The 18,266-nt window shown below is 57.9% G+C and carries 15 protein-coding genes; 9 read left to right on the top strand and 6 right to left on the bottom strand.

Translation table 11 applies throughout. The features are described from left to right. Window positions 1–284: 284 nt before the first annotated feature. The 6 genes from dapD to map form a co-directional block, all read right to left on the bottom strand. Window positions 285–1,316 carry a 2,3,4,5-tetrahydropyridine-2,6-dicarboxylate N-succinyltransferase gene (gene dapD / locus B4U49_RS11985; RefSeq protein ID WP_078084833.1) on the bottom strand — a complete coding sequence of 344 codons (1,032 nt, stop codon included), beginning with the start codon at window positions 1,314–1,316 and terminating at the stop codon, window positions 285–287. Window positions 1,317–1,389: 73 nt separating this feature from the next. After that, window positions 1,390–1,734, bottom strand: a complete 345-nt coding sequence (locus tag B4U49_RS11980; protein WP_078084832.1) for an ArsC family reductase — start codon at window positions 1,732–1,734, stop codon at window positions 1,390–1,392. A gap of 40 nt (window positions 1,735–1,774) precedes the next feature. Continuing rightward, window positions 1,775–2,443: an endonuclease III gene (nth, locus tag B4U49_RS11975; RefSeq protein WP_078084831.1), complete on the bottom strand. Its 669-nt coding sequence runs from the start codon at window positions 2,441–2,443 to the stop codon at window positions 1,775–1,777. Between the two features lie 24 nt (window positions 2,444–2,467). After that, on the bottom strand, window positions 2,468–3,643 hold the full coding sequence (gene dapC, locus B4U49_RS11970) for a succinyldiaminopimelate transaminase (protein ID WP_078084830.1): 1,176 nt from the start codon (window positions 3,641–3,643) through the stop codon (window positions 2,468–2,470). 53 nt (window positions 3,644–3,696) lie between these two features. Continuing rightward, window positions 3,697–6,432, bottom strand: coding sequence for a [protein-PII] uridylyltransferase (locus tag B4U49_RS11965; RefSeq protein WP_078084829.1), 2,736 nt, complete (start codon window positions 6,430–6,432; stop codon window positions 3,697–3,699). A gap of 135 nt (window positions 6,433–6,567) precedes the next feature. Continuing rightward, on the bottom strand, window positions 6,568–7,338 hold the full coding sequence (gene map / locus B4U49_RS11960) for a type I methionyl aminopeptidase (RefSeq protein WP_078084828.1): 771 nt from the start codon (window positions 7,336–7,338) through the stop codon (window positions 6,568–6,570). Between the two features lie 524 nt (window positions 7,339–7,862). On the opposite strand from map, the gene rpsB reads away from it, so the two are divergent. The 9 genes from rpsB (at window position 7,863) to bamA (ending at window position 18,262) form a co-directional block, all read left to right on the top strand. Then, window positions 7,863–8,609 (top strand): 30S ribosomal protein S2, encoded by a 747-nt coding sequence (rpsB, locus tag B4U49_RS11955; RefSeq protein ID WP_078084827.1) that lies wholly within the window; start codon window positions 7,863–7,865, stop codon window positions 8,607–8,609. Window positions 8,610–8,742: 133 nt separating this feature from the next. After that, a complete protein-coding gene (gene tsf / locus B4U49_RS11950) occupies window positions 8,743–9,606 on the top strand; it encodes a translation elongation factor Ts (RefSeq protein ID WP_078084826.1) in 864 nt (287 codons plus the stop codon). A 291-nt stretch (window positions 9,607–9,897) separates the two neighbouring features. Further along, a complete protein-coding gene (pyrH, locus tag B4U49_RS11945; protein ID WP_078084825.1) occupies window positions 9,898–10,635 on the top strand; it encodes a UMP kinase in 738 nt (245 codons plus the stop codon). Further along, window positions 10,632–11,189, top strand: a complete 558-nt coding sequence (gene frr / locus B4U49_RS11940; RefSeq protein ID WP_078084824.1) for a ribosome recycling factor — start codon at window positions 10,632–10,634, stop codon at window positions 11,187–11,189. Before pyrH ends, frr begins: the two co-directional genes overlap by 4 nt. After that, window positions 11,189–11,950 carry a polyprenyl diphosphate synthase gene (gene uppS / locus B4U49_RS11935; RefSeq protein ID WP_078084823.1) on the top strand — a complete coding sequence of 254 codons (762 nt, stop codon included), beginning with the start codon at window positions 11,189–11,191 and terminating at the stop codon, window positions 11,948–11,950. Before frr ends, uppS begins: the two co-directional genes overlap by 1 nt. An 87-nt stretch (window positions 11,951–12,037) precedes the next feature. Next, complete coding sequence (locus B4U49_RS11930) at window positions 12,038–12,883, top strand: phosphatidate cytidylyltransferase (protein WP_078084822.1); 846 nt, start codon at window positions 12,038–12,040, stop codon at window positions 12,881–12,883. Between the two features lie 123 nt (window positions 12,884–13,006). Beyond that, window positions 13,007–14,239, top strand: coding sequence for a 1-deoxy-D-xylulose-5-phosphate reductoisomerase (gene ispC, locus B4U49_RS11925; RefSeq protein ID WP_078084821.1), 1,233 nt, complete (start codon window positions 13,007–13,009; stop codon window positions 14,237–14,239). A gap of 9 nt (window positions 14,240–14,248) precedes the next feature. Then, window positions 14,249–15,607 (top strand): RIP metalloprotease RseP, encoded by a 1,359-nt coding sequence (rseP, locus tag B4U49_RS11920; protein ID WP_078084820.1) that lies wholly within the window; start codon window positions 14,249–14,251, stop codon window positions 15,605–15,607. Window positions 15,608–15,691: 84 nt separating this feature from the next. Beyond that, the gene (gene bamA, locus B4U49_RS11915; RefSeq protein WP_078084819.1) at window positions 15,692–18,262 is read left to right on the top strand and encodes an outer membrane protein assembly factor BamA; all 2,571 of its coding nucleotides are present in this window, start codon (window positions 15,692–15,694) and stop codon (window positions 18,260–18,262) included. Window positions 18,263–18,266: the final 4 nt, after the last annotated feature.

The following is an 18,266-nucleotide window of genomic DNA, read 5'->3' as shown; positions in this document are numbered from 1 at the left end:
AGGTCCCTCTCGCGGAAGGTCTCGCAAGGAGTCCCCGCCAGCCGGACCTTCGTATCTACGTACAGAGTTTCATCGGAGCTAGATGGAGTTACCCATTACTCCGGGCGAAGCACATGAATATGGTTGAAGGCAAAGTACCTGGTGGAATATTTCGGAACCGTCGGTGCCAGGGATGGCACCGCCGGAGCGTACAGGGATGTATATACAGCGATTCCGAAATATTCCACCAGGTGCTTTGCCGCCACCGGGATACGATCAGGTGGACCCGGTAGCTACTCGCAACATTAGTTGCTATGCAGTTCCGCATTCAGCTCAACTGCACTTTTGTTGGTCAAACACTCAACCGCACCGGTGCTGGAGTTGCGACGGAACAGTAGGTCGGATTTGTTCGCGAGGTCGCGGGCTTTGACGGACTCAGCCACTTCGCCCTTGTCATCCAGCACGGCAACCTTGGTGCCCGCGGTGATGTACAGGCCGGATTCCACAGTGCAGCGGTCACCCAGAGGGATGCCGGTACCGGAGTTTGCCCCCAGCAGACAGCCGTCGCCGAGCGCGATCACGATGTTGCCACCACCGGACAGGGTGCCCATGGTAGAGCTACCGCCGCCCAGGTCAGAGCCAGCGCCAACGAATACACCCGCAGAAATACGGCCTTCGATCATGCCCGGGCCTTCGGTGCCCGCATTAAAGTTTACGAAGCCTTCATGCATGATGGTGGTACCTTCGCCCAGGTAGGCGCCGAGACGCACACGGGCGGTGTGCGCAATACGCACGCCTTTCGGTACCACGTAATTGGTCATCTTGGGAAATTTGTCTACGCAGGAAACTTCCAGCAGCTCGCCTTTCAGACGCGCTTCCAGCTGGCGCTGGGGCAGTTCCTCGAGATCGATGGCGCCCTGGTTGGTCCAGGCAACGTTTGCCAGCTGGCCAAAAATGCCGTCCAGTTTGGTGCCGTGCGGTTTCACCAGGCGGTGGGACAGCAGGTGCAGTTTCAGGTAGGCCTCCGGAACAGACTGCGGCGCGTCGTCACTGTGCAGGACCACGGCCACCAGCGGGCGCTGGCTGCCGGTAAACTGGCGCAGAATCTCTGCTTGCTCGTTGGCGCCGGCGCTTTCCAGCTGGTCTGCAAGCGGTTGCAGCTGCGCTTGCTCCAGTGCGACAGCGACATTGCCGCCGTCAATGTTCAGAGTGCTGGTCACCGCGCTGGCAACTTCGTCCGCCGGATTCAGCAGGGGTTGCGGGAAGTAGACTTCGAGCCATTCGCCCTTGCTGTTGCAGGTGCCGACGCCGAAGCCGATGCTGTATACATTGCTCATGATGGTTTCCTTTTCCTGAGTCTGAATTTTTTCAAGTGGTTTAGTGTGCGGTAACTCGCTTGCTGCGCATGTGTTACTTGACGAAGCTGGCGTAGCTGTCGGCTTTGAAGCCAAACAGGGTGTCGTCGCCTTTGGTCATTACCGGACGCTTGATAAGGGTGGGGGTTTCGCTGGCCAGCGATTCGGCACTGGCGTTATCCATTTCTGACTTTTGCGCGTCGCTCAGTGCGCGCCAGCTGGTAGAGCGTCGGTTCAATACCTGCTCCCAGCCGAACTCCCGCAGCCATTGGGGCAGGGGAACATCGCCCATGCCGTCTTCGCGGAAGTCGTGAAAACGGTACTCCACATTGTTTTGCTCGAGCCACTTGCGAGCCTTTTTTACGGTGTCGCAATTCTTGATGCCGTAAATGGTAATCATGGAATTTCCTGTATCTGTACTCGACGTCCTGATAGCGGAGTCAGGCCTTGTTGATTTTTTTGGGGTGTTTGCGTGCGGGGTAGCAGGTAGTACAGATCTCGCACACTGTGCCATCGCAGCCGCGGGCAGAGCAGAACTCCCGGCCGTAGAAAATGATCTGCAGGTGCAACTTGTTCCACTTTTCTTTGGGGAACAGGCGTTTCAGGTCTTTTTCTGTCTGCACCACGTTTTTACCCGAGGTGAGTCCCCAGCGCTGGGCCAGGCGGTGGATGTGAGTGTCCACCGGGAAAGCAGGGTGGCCGAAGGCCTGTGCCATCACCACGCTCGCGGTTTTGTGGCCGACGCCCGGCAGGGTTTCCAGGGCTGCCATATTTTCCGGTACCTGGCCGTGGTATTCGTTGACCAGGATTTCCGAGAGTTTCTGAATTGCTTTCGATTTTTGTGGAGACAGTCCGCAGGGGCGAATAACCTCGCGGATCTTTTCCACGGGGACTTTCGCCATATCGTACGGATTGCCTGCCAGTGCCCAAAGCCCGGGCGTTATCTGGTTCACGCGCTCATCGGTGCACTGCGCCGACAGCAGTACCGCCACCAGCAGGGAATAGGCATCAAAGTGATCCAGCGGGACGGGCGTTTCCGGGTAGAGCTCTTCCAGTCGGTTGAGCACGTAGTCCACGCGTTCTTTTTTCAATAAATTCTTTGCGGTCATTGTTGATTCGTTTACGGGATGCGCTTATCGGCAGAACTGCTTGATGCGTTTTGCCCCTTCAATGCATTCATCGAGGGTGGCGACCAGGGCCATACGAACATATTCCGCACCCGGATTGACGCCGTTGGCTTCGCGGGCCAGGTAGGCGCCGGGAAGCACGGTGATATGCTGCTGGCGGAACAGCTCGCGAGCGAAGGTTTCGCCGTCTCCAACCCGCGGCCAAAGGTAGAAGCTGGCCTCCGGTTTCTGTACGTCCAGGCAGCCGTCGAGAATTTCCAGTACGGCATCGAACTTCTGCCGGTACAGCGCGCGGTTTTCTTTAACGTGCTGCTCATCCTGCCAGGCAGCGATAGAGGCGTACTGGGTTGGGACAGGCATGGCGCAGCCGTGGTAGGTGCGGTAGAGCAGGAATTTCTCCAGGATATCCCCGTCGCCGGCGACAAACCCGGAGCGCAGACCGGGCAGGTTGGAGCGCTTCGACAGGCTGTGGAACACCACGCAGCGGCGGTAATCACTGCGCCCGAGTTCTGCGCACGCCTGCAGCAGGCCCACTGGCGGATTGTCTTCGTCAAAGTACAGCTCGGAATAGCACTCGTCGGAAGCAATAGTGAAGTCGTACTGGTCCGCCAGTGCAATCAGCTTTTTGAGATCTTCGATATCCAGCAACGCACCCGTAGGGTTGCCCGGAGTGCACAGGTAGAGCAGGTCGCACTGCTGCCACACGGAATCGGGAACTGCGTTGAAGTCCGGCTTGAACCCGGTTTCGACCCGGCAATTGATAAAGTGGGGATGGGCACCAGCGAGGAAGGCTGCCCCTTCGTATATCTGGTAGAAGGGATTGGGCATCAGGACCTTGGATCCGGGGGATACCACAGCCTGGGCGAAGGCGAACAGCGCCTCGCGGGTACCGTTCACCGGGATCACCTGAGTGTCTGCGTTCACGGTGTCCAGCTGGAAACGCTCGCACAGCCAGCGGGCGATGGTTTCGCGCAGCGGATCCAGACCTTTGGTTACCGGATAAGCGGCCAGTTTGTCGAGGTTGTCGATCAGTTCGTCCCGAACAAACGCCGGTGGAGTATGTTTGGGTTCGCCGATCGACAGCGCAATATGCGCGAGGTCCGCGGGCGCTTCCACGCCCGCTTTCAGTTTGGCGAGCTTGGCGAAAGGGTAGGGCTGCAGCTGTTGCAAGTTGGGGTTCATGATTGCTCTGTTTGCCTGGCTGTTTATTCTGGGAGTCTGGTGCCGTTACCCGGTTATGGCTGCGGAGGCAGCGTCGCCTGATGGGCGTCCAGCTCCTGGCAGATGGCCTGTTCCAATGTTTCGATCAGTTGCTCGTCGTCCAACGGTTTGTCGTCGGCGTCGGTGATATGAAAAATATCCTCGACGCGCTCGCCCAGCGTGGAGATCTTGGCGTTGTGCAGGCGCAGATCGTGAGTAATGAAGATACGTGCGATGCGGGCCAGCAGGCCTGGCCTGTCAGCACTGGTGATTTCCAGAGTGCTGTAGGTGTCTTCCGGTTCGGTGGAGATGTGGGCCTGGCTGGGCAGGTGGAACATCTTCAGGCGGCGCGGCGTGCGGCGCTGGATCACCTTGGAGTAGTCCTCCACCAGTTTCAGTTCCTGCTGCAGGGTGTTGCGGATCTGTTCCAGGCGATGGGGCTCATCCAGCAGTGGTTGGCCGGACTCGTCCAGCACATAAAAGGTATCCAGGGTGTAGCCGCCGGCAGAGCTGTACAGGCGTGCGTCGTGGATGTTCAGGTTGAGCATGTCGAGGCCGGTCACCACCGCGGCGAATACATTGGGGCGATCCGGGGTGTAAATGAAGACTTCGGTAGCGCCGTCGTGTTCGCCGGGGCCGGAGTTGCGGGTGAGTACCACGGTATCGCTGTCGGCGTCCCGTTCCGGGTCCTTCTGCAGTTGGTAAATGGCGGCGGTGTGCCAGGTGATGCTGTCGGCGCTCTCGCGCACAAAGTAGTCCTCACCCATTTCCGACCAGATGTCTTCCACCGCATTGCTCGGCAGTCCCATGGCGCGCAGCATATTGCGCGCCTGAGCCTGGGTTTCCTCGTAGATTTCGTCGCGATCGATGGGGTTCTCCAGTCCCCGGCGCAGGGCGCGCTGGGTATGCTGGTAGAGCTGGCGCATCAGGCTGGCGCGCCAGCTGTTCCACAGATCCGGGTTGGTGGCGTTGATGTCCGCCACGGTCAGTGCGTACAGGTAATCCAGGTGTTCGCGGTCGCCTACTTCAGCGGCGAATGCGTGTACCACTTCCGGATCGGAAATATCCTGTTTTTGCGATACCGCACTCATCAGCAGGTGTTTTTCCACCAGCCAGCACACCAGCCGGCGATCCCGGGCAGAGAGACCGTGGCGACGACAGAATGTATCCGCATCCGCTACCCCGAGTTTGGAGTGATCGCCACCGCGACCCTTGGCAATATCGTGATACAGGCCGCCGATATACAGCAATTCCGGTTTGCGCATGCGCGACAGTATCTCGGCAGCGAGCGGGAACTTCTCCCACGCGTCTTCGCCGCGGAAGCTGCGCATATTGCGAACCACCTGCAGGGTGTGGGCGTCCACGGTGTAGATGTGGAACAGGTCGTGCTGCATCTGCCCGGTGACACGGCCGAACTCGGGCAAATAGCGGCCGAGAATGCCGTAGCGAGTCATCCGGGTGAGCTGGGTGGAAAGTCCGCGGGGGCTGCGCAGCAGCTGCATGAACAGGCGGGTGTTAGTTGGGTCCGCGCGAAACTCATCGTCGATCAGGTGGCGGTGCTCGCGGATCAGGCGGATGGTGGAGGCCCGGACCCCATGAATTTCCGGGTTGTTGGCCATCAGCACAAAGATTTCCAGCAGCGCGGGCGGATGTTCGATAAAGGTGCGGGTGACCGCGGCCTCGATGGTGTTGCCGCGCAGCTGGAAGCGTTCATTGATGGGGGTAACCGGCAGATGCTTGCCCCGCTGCAGGATCACTTCATCCAGGAACTGCAGCAGTACATCGTTCAGCTCGCGCAGCGCCATCACGATCCGGTAATAGGTGTGCATGAACTGCTCGACAGCCAGGTGGGTGTCGTTGTCTTTGTAGCCGAATTCCCGTGCCAGCTCGCGCTGGTAATCGAATAGCAGTCGCTCTTCAGGGCGACCGGCCAGCAAATGCAGGCCATAGCGCACCCGCCACAGGAAATCCTCGCCGGATTGCAGAATGGCGAACTCTTCCTCGGTAAAGAAGCCTTTACCTTGCAGTTGCTTGAGGGTACGTACCTGGAAGTAACGCTTGGCGACCCAGTTGATGGTCTGGATATCACGCAGACCGCCGGGGGCGTTTTTGATGTTGGGTTCCAGATTGTATTCGGCGCCCTGCTGTTTGCTGTGGCGGGCTTGCTGTTCGTTGTACTTGGCACTGAAGAAGGCGTCTGCGGCCCAGATCTTCTCTGGGGTCATGCGCTCGCTCAGGGCTTCGCTCAGGGCCGGATTGCCGACTACCGTGCGGCACTCAAGCAGGTTGGTGGCAACGGTAATGTCTTCCGCGGCCATCTCCATGCAGTGGTCGATAGTGCGGACGGAGTGACCGATATCCAGTTTCAGGTCCCACAGGAATGCGACCAGTCGCTCGATATTGTCCACCGTCGCTTCGTCTGGCTTGTCCTCGCTCAGGATCAGCAGGTCGATATCTGACTTGGGGTGTAATTCGCCCCGGCCGTAGCCGCCGACGGCGAGCAGGCTGATATTGTCGGGCCACTGAAACTGGTGCCAGGCGTAGTGGAGCAGGCAGTCCACAAACAGGGCGCGCTCGTAGACCAGGGTGCGCACGTCCTCGCCCTCGCGAAACCGGCGCGCCATATGGGTATCGGCAGCGCCCACAGCGTCCTTGAAAATTTCCAGTGTAGGGCGTGCGCCCTCGTTCAGGTCGCGCCGAAAGCGCGACTGATCGAAGAAGAATAGGGGCTTCTGAAAGTGCGGGATATGGGCCAGCTGCATGGAATTCATCTGTATAGATTCCGGTTCGGCACCGGGGGTGCGCCCGGTCCGGTTGTTCCTTCCCTGGCCGCTAGAGGCCATGTTCACGCGATTGTGCTGATCGCAAGTGCGAGTCTGGGGGTAAGCGCGGTGTCCAGGCTCGACTTAAAACGACTCTTCCTTGCGCGCGGTCAGGATTTCGACGCCATCTGCAGTCACGGCCATGGTGTGTTCCCATTGGGCGGACAGGCGGCGGTCGACGGTGACGGCGGTCCAGCCGTCCCGGAGTACCTTGCTGCCGGGCTTGCCGGCGTTGATCATCGGCTCGATGGTGAAGGTCATACCTTCTTCCAGCACCTGTCCGGTACCGGGTTTGCCGTAGTGCAGTATCTGTGGGTCTTCGTGAAACACATCGCCGATGCCGTGGCCGCAGAAATCCTTGACCACGGAGTAGTAGTTCTTTTCAGCGTGTTGCTGAATCACGTGGCCGATATCCCCGAGGGTAGTGCCGGGGCGGACGATCTCGATCGCCTTGTACAGGCACTCCTGGGTGACTTTGACCAGGCGCTCCGCGTGAGGAGCGGGTTTGCCGACGAAGTACATCTTGGAGGTGTCTCCGTACCAGCCATCCTTGATGACCGTTACGTCGATATTAATGATGTCGCCTTTCTTGAGCACCTTGGATTCGGAGGGTATGCCGTGGCAGATCACCTCGTTGACCGATGTGCAGATGGATTTGGGGAAGCCGCGATATCCGAGGCAGGCGGGAATGGCCTTTTGCACATCGACGATGTACTCGTGACAGCGTCTGTCGAGCTCCTCGGTTGTGACCCCGGGGACCACATACTCGCCGATCATTTCCAGCACCTCTGCAGCCAGGCGGCCGGCAGTGCGCATTTTGGCGATCTGTTCAGGAGTCTTTACAGCATTGGTCATGGATATTCCCGGAAGTTCTGAGCATTTATGGGCACATTTGCTGCGCACCGATTATGTCGGCGGTGCTGTGCGGCGCGGTATTGTAGCGGAATTACAGCGCCGCAGCATTAATGTGGTAGCTGTGCGTGTCGGGTTCCGGGCGTCAAGCGGATGTAGGGACGTTATAGTCGCAAAGGCTTCCAGTTTCGAAGCAGTTGTTCGGTTCCGCTGGTTGGGCGGTTACAGGCTGGTAAAGAGGTGGTATCGGGCGCATTTTGACGGCCGTCATACTTCCAGCGCCCGGGGGAATATGGTATAAAGCGCGCCGCTTTGGGCGGTGCCCGGAGTGAAACCAATCAACGGGGCGAGGATTTTCCTTTGCTCTGAACAAACGCCGCACATACTACCGGCACATTCGCCTGGGTGTCTTCACGGTCATTTCTGATGATGGTGGGGATTGGTGAATGGGGGGTATGGAGGATGTAACCCGGGATTCGGTCGACGTATTTAAGCTCGCCGATTCCATGTGATAACTGAGGTTTATTATGCCGCAAGTCAGCATGCGCGATATGCTGCAGGCTGGTGTCCACTTTGGTCACCAGACTCGCTACTGGAACCCCAAGATGGGTCAATTCATCTTTGGTGCCCGCAACAAGATTCATATCATCAACCTGGAGCACACTGTTCCGGCCTTCAACGAAGCCCTGCAAATCATTAAAGGCATGGCTGCGCAGAAGAAGAAAATTCTGTTTGTTGGTACCAAGCGCGCTGCGCAGAAGTCCATCAAAGAGCAGGCCGAGCGTGCAGGTCAGCCTTACGTCAGCAACCGCTGGCTGGGTGGTATGCTCACCAACTACAAAACCATCCGTGCTTCCATCAAGCGTTTCCGTGACCTCGAAGCTCAGTCCCTGGACGGCACTTTCGAGAAGCTGACCAAGAAGGAAGCTCTGATGCGTACCCGTACCATGGAGAAGCTCGAGCGCTCCATCGGTGGTATCAAAGACATGGGCGGCCTGCCCGACGCGCTGTTCGTGATCGACGTTGAGCACGAGCGTATCGCCATCCAGGAAGCGAACAAGCTGGGTATCCCGGTAATTGGTATCGTTGATACCAACAGCAGCCCGGAAGGTGTTGACTACGTAATCCCCGGTAATGATGACGCCATCCGCGCTATCAAGCTGTACACCACTGCAGTGGCCGACGCTGTAGTAGCGGGCACTGCTGAAGCTGGTGGCGCTGCTCAGAGCGAATACGTAGAAGCGAACGACGATCAGGCTGCTGCTGATTCCTGATCAGGGAATCCTAGCCGCAGGCTACTGGCGGTGTAACACAAATGGGTTACGCTGCAGGGAAAAGGGGCCAATTATCCGGCCCCTTTTTTTCAAATCCATCAAAGAATTTGAATCTGAACCCGAGGATTGAATCATGGCGATTACCGCGTCAATGGTAAAAGAACTGCGCGAGCGTACCGGCCTGCCGATGATGGAGTGCAAAAAAGCACTGACCGAGGCCGATGGTGATATCGAAAAAGCGATTGAAGACCTGCGTAAGGCCTCTGGCCTGAAGGCGGCCAAGAAAGCCGGCCGTACCGCAGCTGACGGCGTTGTTGCCGCTAAAGTTGCCGAAGACGGTAGCTACGGTGTTCTGGTAGAAGTGAACTCCGAGACCGACTTTGTTGCCCGTGATGACAACTTCCAGGCGTTTGTTGCCAAGGTTGTCGACAAGGCATTTGCCGATCGTCAGGAAGATGTTGCTGCTCTGATGGCTGGTGAGCTGGAAGACGCCCGTGAAGCGCTGGTTCAGAAAATCGGTGAAAACATCGGCGTTCGTCGCATCCAGGTTGTTGAGGCGCCCAAAGTTGGTGCCTACGTACACTCCAACAACCGTATCGCAGCGATTGTTGCCCTGAGCGGTGGCGAAGTTGAGGTTGCACGCGATGTGGCCATGCACGTAACCGCGGTTAACCCGCAGGTTGTGAAGCCGGAAGATATGCCGGAAGACGTGCTGGAGAAAGAGAAGGAAATCATCAAGGCGCAGCCGGATATGGAAGGCAAGCCTGCCGAAATCGTCGAGAAGATGATGGGCGGCCGTATCAAGAAATTCCTCAAGGAAAACAGCCTTGTGGAGCAGCCGTTCGTTAAGAACCCGGACGTTACCATTGCCAAGCTGGTTAAAGATGCCGGTGCGGACGTGGTGAGCTTCGTGCGTTTTGAAGTCGGTGAAGGTATTGAGAAGGAAGAAGTGGATTTCGCAGCAGAAGTGGCTGCACAGGTAAAATCCAGCTCTTGATGCCTGAGACTGCCGGCGGCCATCGTGTCGCTGGCGCCAGCGGGGTGCTCCCGGTGTGTTCATCAGAATACTGCCGGGGCGCCCCGCTGTAGTATCTGGCCTACTGCAATTTGTGTTCAGAATCTGAACAGTTGGGCGCTCTGCAGAGCCCAATATAGAGTTTGAGGGCCTGCCGGAAGGGCAGGGCCATAGGTAAAGCGCCGAATTTGTTGTAATGTTCGGCGGGCGCTCGACGGAATGTCGGTTGCGTCTCAACACAGAATTTAGCCCGTGACAGTTGAGGAACAATGGATGCCAGGTATTAAAGACCGCAAGTACAAGCGAATCCTGTTAAAGCTCAGCGGAGAAGAGCTGATGGGCGAGCAGGGGTTTGGTATCAGCCCCAAGGTGCTGGACAAGATGGCACTGGAAATTGGCCAGTTGGTCGGCATCGGTGTTCAGGTTGGCCTGGTTGTCGGCGGTGGCAACCTGTTTCGCGGTGCGGCCCTGAATGCGGCCGGTCTCGACCGTGTGACCGGCGACCATATGGGTATGCTGGCCACGGTAATGAACGCCCTCGCTCTGCGTGACGCGCTGGAGCGTTCGAATATTTCATCCCGCGTGATGTCGGCGATCCAGATGAGCGGAATCGTGGATCACTACGATCGCCGCGCGGCCATTCGCTATCTCGAGCGGGGTGAGGTTCTGATTTTTGCCGCCGGTACCGGCAATCCGTTTTTTACCACTGACTCCGCAGCCTGCCTGCGCGGTATCGAAATAGAAGCGGAAATGGTACTCAAGGCCACCAAAGTCGACGGCGTGTACTCCGCTGACCCGGTACTGGTGCCCGATGCGACCCGTTACGACCGCCTCACCTATGATGCGGTGCTCGACAAAAAGCTCGGGGTTATGGATTTAACTGCAATTTGCCTCTGCCGCGAACACAACATGCCAGTGCGGGTATTCCGCATGGATAAGACCGGCGCACTGCTGAATATCGTTGTCGGCGGTGAAGAGGGCACACTTATTGAAGAGGACGTGAATCAGTGATTGAAGATATCAAGAAAGAAGCAGAAGGGCGCATGAAGAAAGCCCTGGAGGCCCTGGGCAGCAACTTCAACAAGATTCGTACCGGCCGTGCGCACCCCAGCATCCTCGATGGTATACAGGTGTCCTACTACGGCTCTGATACCCCGCTGTCCCAGGTGGCCAACGTCACCGTGGAAGACGCGCGCACCCTGTCTGTGACACCTTGGGAAAAAAACCTGGTGCCCGAGATTGAAAAGGCCATCATGAAGTCTGACCTCGGCCTCAATCCGAGCACTGCTGGTGCCGTGATCCGCATTCCCATGCCGATGCTCACCGAGGAAACCCGTAAAAACTTCATCAAGCAGGCCAAGGGCGAAGCGGAAAGCGCGCGGGTATCCATCCGCAACAACCGTCGCGACGCGCTGGCGGAAGTGAAGGCGCTGGTCAAGGACAAGGAGATTTCCGAAGACGATGAGCGCCGCGCAGCGGATGAGATCCAGAAACTGACCGACAAATACGTTGCCGAGGTTGAAAAGGCGCTGGCAGCGAAAGAAAAAGACCTGATGGAAATCTGATGTCTACTGGCGGTACCGGTGTGGCAGCGCACGAACAGTTGGGGCCGCGGCACGTAGCCATCATTATGGATGGCAACGGTCGTTGGGCGGCCCAGAGGGGTCTGTCCCCATCCGCCGGACATAAAGCGGGTGTCGAGCGGATTCGCGATCTGATCGAGGCCTGCCAGGCGCGCGATATCGAGGTGCTCACGCTGTTCGCCTTCTCCAGTGAGAACTGGCAGCGCCCGCCCAAAGAGGTGGAGCTGCTGATGACCCTGTTCCACTCCTATCTGCGTCGAGAGGCGCGCAAAATGCAGGAACAGGGTGTGCGATTGCGGGTTATCGGGCGTCGCGACCGGTTTTCCCCGCGCCTGCAACGGGCTATTGCCGAGGCTGAAGCGCTGACCCGGGAGGGCAGTAAAGGCACCCTGGTGATCGCTGCAGACTACGGTGGCCAGTGGGACATCGCGCAAGCAGCCCGTTCGTTGGCGGAAGAGGTGGCGCGTGGTGAGCGTTCCCCGGAGTCGATTGACGATGCGGCGCTGGGCGAGCGTGTACAGTTGGCGGACCTGCCGCCGGTGGATCTGTTGATCCGGTCCAGCGGTGAACAGCGAATCAGTAATTTCATTCTCTGGCAGGCTGCGTACAGTGAGTTCTATTTCACGGAAACGCTGTGGCCTGATTTCGGCGTTGAGGAGCTGGATAGCGCTCTGGACGCATACCGCCGGCGGGATCGCCGTTACGGCGGCCGGAGTGACGGTGGCCTGGAAGCGCACGCCTGAGGCCAAGGCAGAAAATTGGAATGTGCGCTGGATGACTGGGTGCCGTACCCAGCCAGCCACCAGAATAAATAGATCAAGGGTTTAACGGTGCTAAAACAACGAATAATTACCGCGCTGGTGTTGGTCGCTTTTTTCCTCGGGCTGCTCTTCTGGGTGCCTCTGCAATGGTTTTCCCTTGCCGTTGGCGCGATCATCGTGCTGGGCGGTTGGGAGTGGGCCAACCTCTCTAACCTGAATCGCGCATTGCGGTTTGTATTCCTGGCAGCGTTGGGTGCGGCACTGGTTGCTACCGCGCGCTATGTTTTCAATTTTGATTTCTCCAATCCTGACACGGATCGCGCTCGCCAGATTCTGGCGGTAGCCTGCGGTTGGTGGGCGCTGGCATTTTTGTGGGTGCAGGGATATCCGGCCAGTGCCATGTTATGGGGTAATCGCTGGGCCCGCGGCCTGATCGGGCTTGTTGTGCTGGTTCCGGCCTGGCTGTCTGTGGTCATTCTGCAGGGGCAGGAACACGGTGCCTGGCTGGTGCTGTTCGTAGTGGCTGTTGTGGTTGCTGCCGATGTGGGCGCCTATTTCGTGGGCCGCAAATTCGGCAAGCATAAGCTGGCACGCGAGGTGAGCCCCGGCAAATCCTGGGAAGGTTTCTTCGGGGGGCTGGCGGCCTGTCTGGTACTGGCCTTGGCAGTCTCTTTCGCCTTCGATCTGCCGACCAAAAACACCATATTGTTTACTTTTGGCGTGCTCGTGACGGCGCTGGCTTCTGTGATTGGCGACCTGGTCGAAAGTATGTTCAAGCGTCATCGCGGTATTAAGGACAGCAGTCGTATCCTGCCAGGGCACGGCGGTATTCTTGACCGGCTCGACAGCCTCACGGCAGCGCTGCCAGTATTCACCATGGCGGCGCTTGCCAGCGAATTGCCAAAATATCTGTAACCCTATTCAGGCTTAGCGCATATTTTGTTTGTGATTGTCCCCGCCATTGCACCGTCGACGAAAATTGGCCCCGCGACCGGATCTGTCCGATTCGCTATCGGGGCCCTGAGGTAGTTCGTTTCCATGCATTCCACGATCCCACAACCCGTCTGTGTACTCGGGTCCACCGGCTCCATTGGCGTCAGCACGCTGGATGTACTTGCGCGTCACCCTGACAAGTACTCGGTGTTTGCCCTTACCGCACGTGATCGGGTCGAGGAACTGGCGCAGCAGTGCCGAAAGTACGCACCGCGCTATGCGGTGGTGCTGGATGAGCAGAAGGCGCAGCAGTTGCAGCTGGCGTTGCGCAACGAAGATTTGCCCACCGAGGTACTGTGGGGAGTGGATGCCCTGTGCCGGGTGGCGTCTGACACGGAGGTGGCCGTGGTAATGGCCGCTATCGTGGGTGCGGCGGGACTACAACCGACCCTCGCCGCGGTGCGAGCCGGCAAAAAGGTGCTGCTGGCCAACAAGGAATCCCTGGTGATGGCCGGGCCGCTGTTTATGGCGGCGCTGGCGGGAAGTGACGCACAGCTACTTCCCATCGACAGTGAGCACAATGCCATATTCCAGTGCCTGCCGTATCCGTGTGATGACCTGCGGCAGGCGGGTGTTGAGCGTATTCTTCTGACCGGTTCCGGCGGGCCTTTCCGCACCACTGCGCTCGAGGCGCTCGATAATGTGACTCCGGATGAGGCGTGCAATCATCCCAACTGGTCTATGGGGCGCAAAATCTCCGTAGATTCCGCGACAATGATGAACAAGGGGCTCGAATTCATCGAGGCCTGCTATCTTTTTCACGCCACCCCGGCGGATATCCAGGTGGTGGTGCATCCCCAGAGTATCGTCCATTCCATGGTGCAGTATCGTGATGGCTCCCTGTTGGCGCAGATGGGTAACCCGGATATGCGTACTCCGATTGCCCATGCCCTGGCATTCCCGGAGCGCATCGACAGCGGGGTTTCGGCGCTGGATCTGATTACCCAAGGGCGGCTCGACTTTGAGGCGCCGGACGAGGCGCGTTTTCCCTGTCTGCGACTGGCGCGGGAAGCGATGGAAGCCGGCGGCAGTGCCCCCACGGTTCTGAATGCTGCCAATGAGATCGCCGTCGACGCCTTTCTCGGCGGCGATTTGCCTTTCCCGGGGATTGCCCGGGTGATCGAAAAGGTCATGAAAACCACCCCGGTGGTTGAACTGACAGACCTGGATGCAGTCGAACTCGCTGACCGGATCGCTCGTGAGCGGGCCTGTGAAGTGTTGGAAGAGCTGTACGGCACCCACAAGGGCATGCCGTGCCCGCAATCGAGATCAATGTAAACTGACCCCATGCTAGATTTTTTACAGACTGCAGTCTGGGCCCTGATTGCCCTCGGTGTGCTGGTGAGCTTTCACGAGTTTGGCCACTTTATTGTGGCGCGCTGGTGCGGGGTCAAGGTGCTGCGCTTCTCCGTCGGTTTCGGTCGCCGTCTGGTGTCCCGGTACGACCGTCACGGTACTGAGTTCACCATTGCCGCGATCCCGCTCGGTGGCTATGTAAAAATGCTCGATGAGCGCGAAGGTACAGTGGCGCCAGAGGAGTTGGACCAGGCGTTTAACCGCAAGAGCGTCTGGAAACGGATGGCGATTGCCGCCGCAGGCCCGGTTGCCAACTTTTTGCTGGCGATCGTGCTGTTCTGGGGTGTTTTCCTCGGTGGCACCTCGGGCCCCGTGCCAATTGTGGACTCGGTGGAGCCGGGCAGCCTGGCGGCTGTGGCCGGTCTTGAATCCGGCCAGGAAATCCTTGCCATTGACGACCAGCCCACGCCGACCTGGCAGGCGCTGAACTGGCAGCTGGCCAATCGACTGGGGGACTCCGGGGATATCAAGTTCTCGGTGCGCTACCCGGACTCGTCCCTCGAGTATCACATGTACGCAGATATCGAGCGCTGGCTGGCCGGGCGGGAAGTGCCGGACCCCCTGGAAGAGATTGGCCTAAAGCTCTGGATACCCTCGGTGAGTATGAAGCTTGCGCGGGTAAACCCCGACACCCCCGCCGAGCGTGGCGGTCTGCAGGCCGGCGACGAAGTGGTCGGTAGCGATGGGCGCAGTTTCGATAGCTGGGATGCGTGGACGGACTATATCAAGGCGCACCCGGAGCAGGCGGTGGAAGTCGTCGTAATGCGTGATGGTGCGGAGCAACGGGTGTCGATTACCCCCGATGCAGTGAAGCTGGACAGCGGCGAGACCATAGGGCGCATTGGTGTATTGCCGGTGGCGGCTTCCTGGCCCGAAGACAAGGTGCGCCGCTATCACTACAGTGTACTCGGCGCACTGAATAAAGGGCTTGAGGAAACCTGGGGCAAGACGGTCTTTACGCTTGAAAGCCTGAAAAAATTACTGTTCGGGCAGCTCTCTACCCGTAACTTGAGCGGCCCAATCACCATTGCTAAAGTGGCCGGCACTTCGGCGGATGCAGGTTGGCAGTCTTTCCTGTCACTGTTGGCGCTGCTGAGTATCAGTCTCGGTGTGTTGAACCTGCTGCCTATCCCGGTTCTCGACGGTGGGCATCTCCTTTACTACGGTATTGAGGCCATAAAGGGCTCTCCAGTATCGGAGAGAGTGCAGGTGATTGGACTGCAGGTGGGTATGGCGATGGTGCTCGGCATCATGGCGCTGGCGTTGTACAACGACATCCTGCGTCTATAGGGTTCTACCTCCCGTAGGTGGGGTGGAATATGAACGGGCAATCAGGCCCGGCTGGAATTGCGAATAACAACTCGGAATTAGTAGATGAAGAATTTCCTGAAAGCGGCTTCGCTTGGCTTGGCATTGCCAGTTGCTGCCTATGCCCAGTCGTTTGTGGTCAACGATATTCGCGTTGAGGGCCTGCAGCGGGTTTCTGCCGGTTCAGTTTTTGCCGCACTGCCTGTACGGGTGGGTGACCAGATCGAAAGCCTGGATATCCAGAGCGCAACCCGCGCACTGTTCCGTACTGGATACTTTCAGGATATCCAGATAGGCCGCGAAAGTGGCGTATTGGTAATTACCGTGCGTGAACGTCCGGCGATTTCAAAAATCGAAATCACCGGTAACAAGGCGATCAAGACCGAAGATCTGCTCAAGGGCATGAACGACAATGGCCTCGCGGAAGGCCAGATTTTCAAGCGCGCGACCCTCGAGGGGTTGGCCCAGGAACTGCAGCGCCAGTACGTAGCGCAGGGCCGCTACGGCGCCAGTGTAAAAACTGAAGTCAAAGAGCTGCCGCGTAATCAGGTTGAACTGAAGGTTGTGGTGGATGAAGGTTCCGTTGCCGCCATCAAGCATATTAATGTTGTCGGCAACCGCGCATTTTCCGATGATGAGCTGGCGGAGATTTTCGAACTCCAGACCACCGGCTGGTTATCTTGGCTGAACAGTGACGACAAATACTCCCGTGAAAAGCTGACCGGCGACCTGGAGCGACTCGAGTCCTACTATCTCGATCGCGGCTACCTGGAGTTCAAGATCGACTCCACCCAGGTGTCATTGAGCCCGGACAAGCAGAGTGTATTCATTACCGTCAACATCACGGAAGGCGATGTGTACACGGTTTCCGATGTGGAGCTTGCCGGTGATCCGGTCGTGTCCGAAGAGGAAATCCGCCGCTTGCTGCTGGTACGCAAAGGGCAGACCTTTTCCCAGGTACTGATGACCACGACTTCCGATTACATTACCAAGCGTCTTGGTAATGAGGGTTATACCTTTGCCGAAGTCAATGGCATGCCGGAAGCGAATGAGGAAGACAAAACCGTAAAGGTGACTTTCTTTATTGATCCGGGTAAACGCGCCTATGTACGACGGATCAATTTCCGCGGCAACACGCGAACATCCGATGATGTGCTGCGCCGCGAAATGCGCCAGATGGAATCTGCATCGGCGTCCTCCGCCCGTATCGAACAGTCCAAGGTGCGTCTTGAGCGCTTGGGCTACTTCAAGGAAGTCCAGGTGGAAACCACCGAGGTTCCCGGTACTTCTGACCAGATCGATGTGGAGTACACCGTAGAAGAGCAGCCGTCCGGTACTATCGGCGGCACTGTGGGTTATGCGCAGGGCAGTGGCCTGGTGCTGGGCGCCAATGTTCAGGAGAACAACTGGCTGGGTACCGGTAAATCCGTTGGTTTTGCAGTGAATACCTCCAGGTACCAGTCGGTGGTGAACTTCTCCTATACCGATCCGTACTTTACGCCGGATGGGGTCAGCCGTGGATTTAATGTGTTCTATCAGGAGCGGGATTATTCCGAGATCAACCTCTCCAGCTATAACACCACCACCTATGGTGCGGGTCTCAGCTTCGGTTACCCGATTTCTGAAATCTCTCGGATAGGTCTGAATGTCGGGTTTAACCACCTGGAGTTGAGCACCCACAGCAGCTCTGTCCAGGAAATTGTGGCTTCGCCGCGTCCGCTGAGTAATGTGACGGGCGAAATCGATCTGAGTGATCGTCAGGATGTACTGGACGAGCTAGGCGTGGCAGTTGATGACGGCGTTGCCCTGGATCTGAGTATGCCCATTGGGCCGGGTCTGGTGAACACTGACTTCGATGGCTTTGTGGATCTCTACGGGGATGAGTTCGATTCCTGGTCCTTGACCACCTCTTATGCGCGCTCCACTTTGAACCGCGGTATTCTTGCGACCCGGGGTGCTTCGCAGCGCGCTTCCATGGAGATTGCACTGCCTGGTGGTGACCTCGAATATTACAAGTTTATTTATACCGCCCAGTATTTCCGGCCTCTGACCAAAGACCTGACTTTGCGCCTGCGCACGCGTCTTGGTTATGCGGAAGGTTACGGTGATACTGGTCAGCTGCCGTTTTTTGAGAACTTCTACGGCGGTGGTTTCGGGTCCGTGCGCGGCTTTGAGCGCAACTCCCTGGGGCCGCGCTCAACGCCTGCCGAGTCATACCTGAGTGAGGCTTGCGCGGTGGATGCCGAGGGCAACGTGACCAAGCGCTGCTACCTGCTTAACACCGCAACCGGCGAGCTGGCGACCCAGTCTACCGGCCGCAGGCCGGATCCTTTTGGTGGCAATATCCTGGTTGAAGGCAGTGCGGAAGTCATCTTCCCGATTCCGTTTGTTAAAGACCAGCGCTCCATGCAGTCTGCGTTCTTTATCGATGCCGGTAATGTATTCAGCTCCAACTGTGGCGTTACCCAGCTCAACTGTTACGATATTGACGCCAAATACCTCAATGTTTCAGCGGGTGTGGGCCTGACCTGGATTACCGGCTTTGGTCCTCTGACCTTCAGCCTGTCCAAAGCGCTGGAGCAGAACGAGGATGATGAAATCGAAGTATTCCAGTTCTCTCTGGGCAACAGCTTCTAATCGC

Source organism: Microbulbifer mangrovi (assembly GCF_002009015.1).
GTDB lineage: Bacteria > Pseudomonadota > Gammaproteobacteria > Pseudomonadales > Cellvibrionaceae > Microbulbifer > Microbulbifer mangrovi.
The sequence above is the reverse complement of the archived record's forward strand: the minus strand, read 5'-3'. Positions and strand labels throughout refer to the sequence as shown.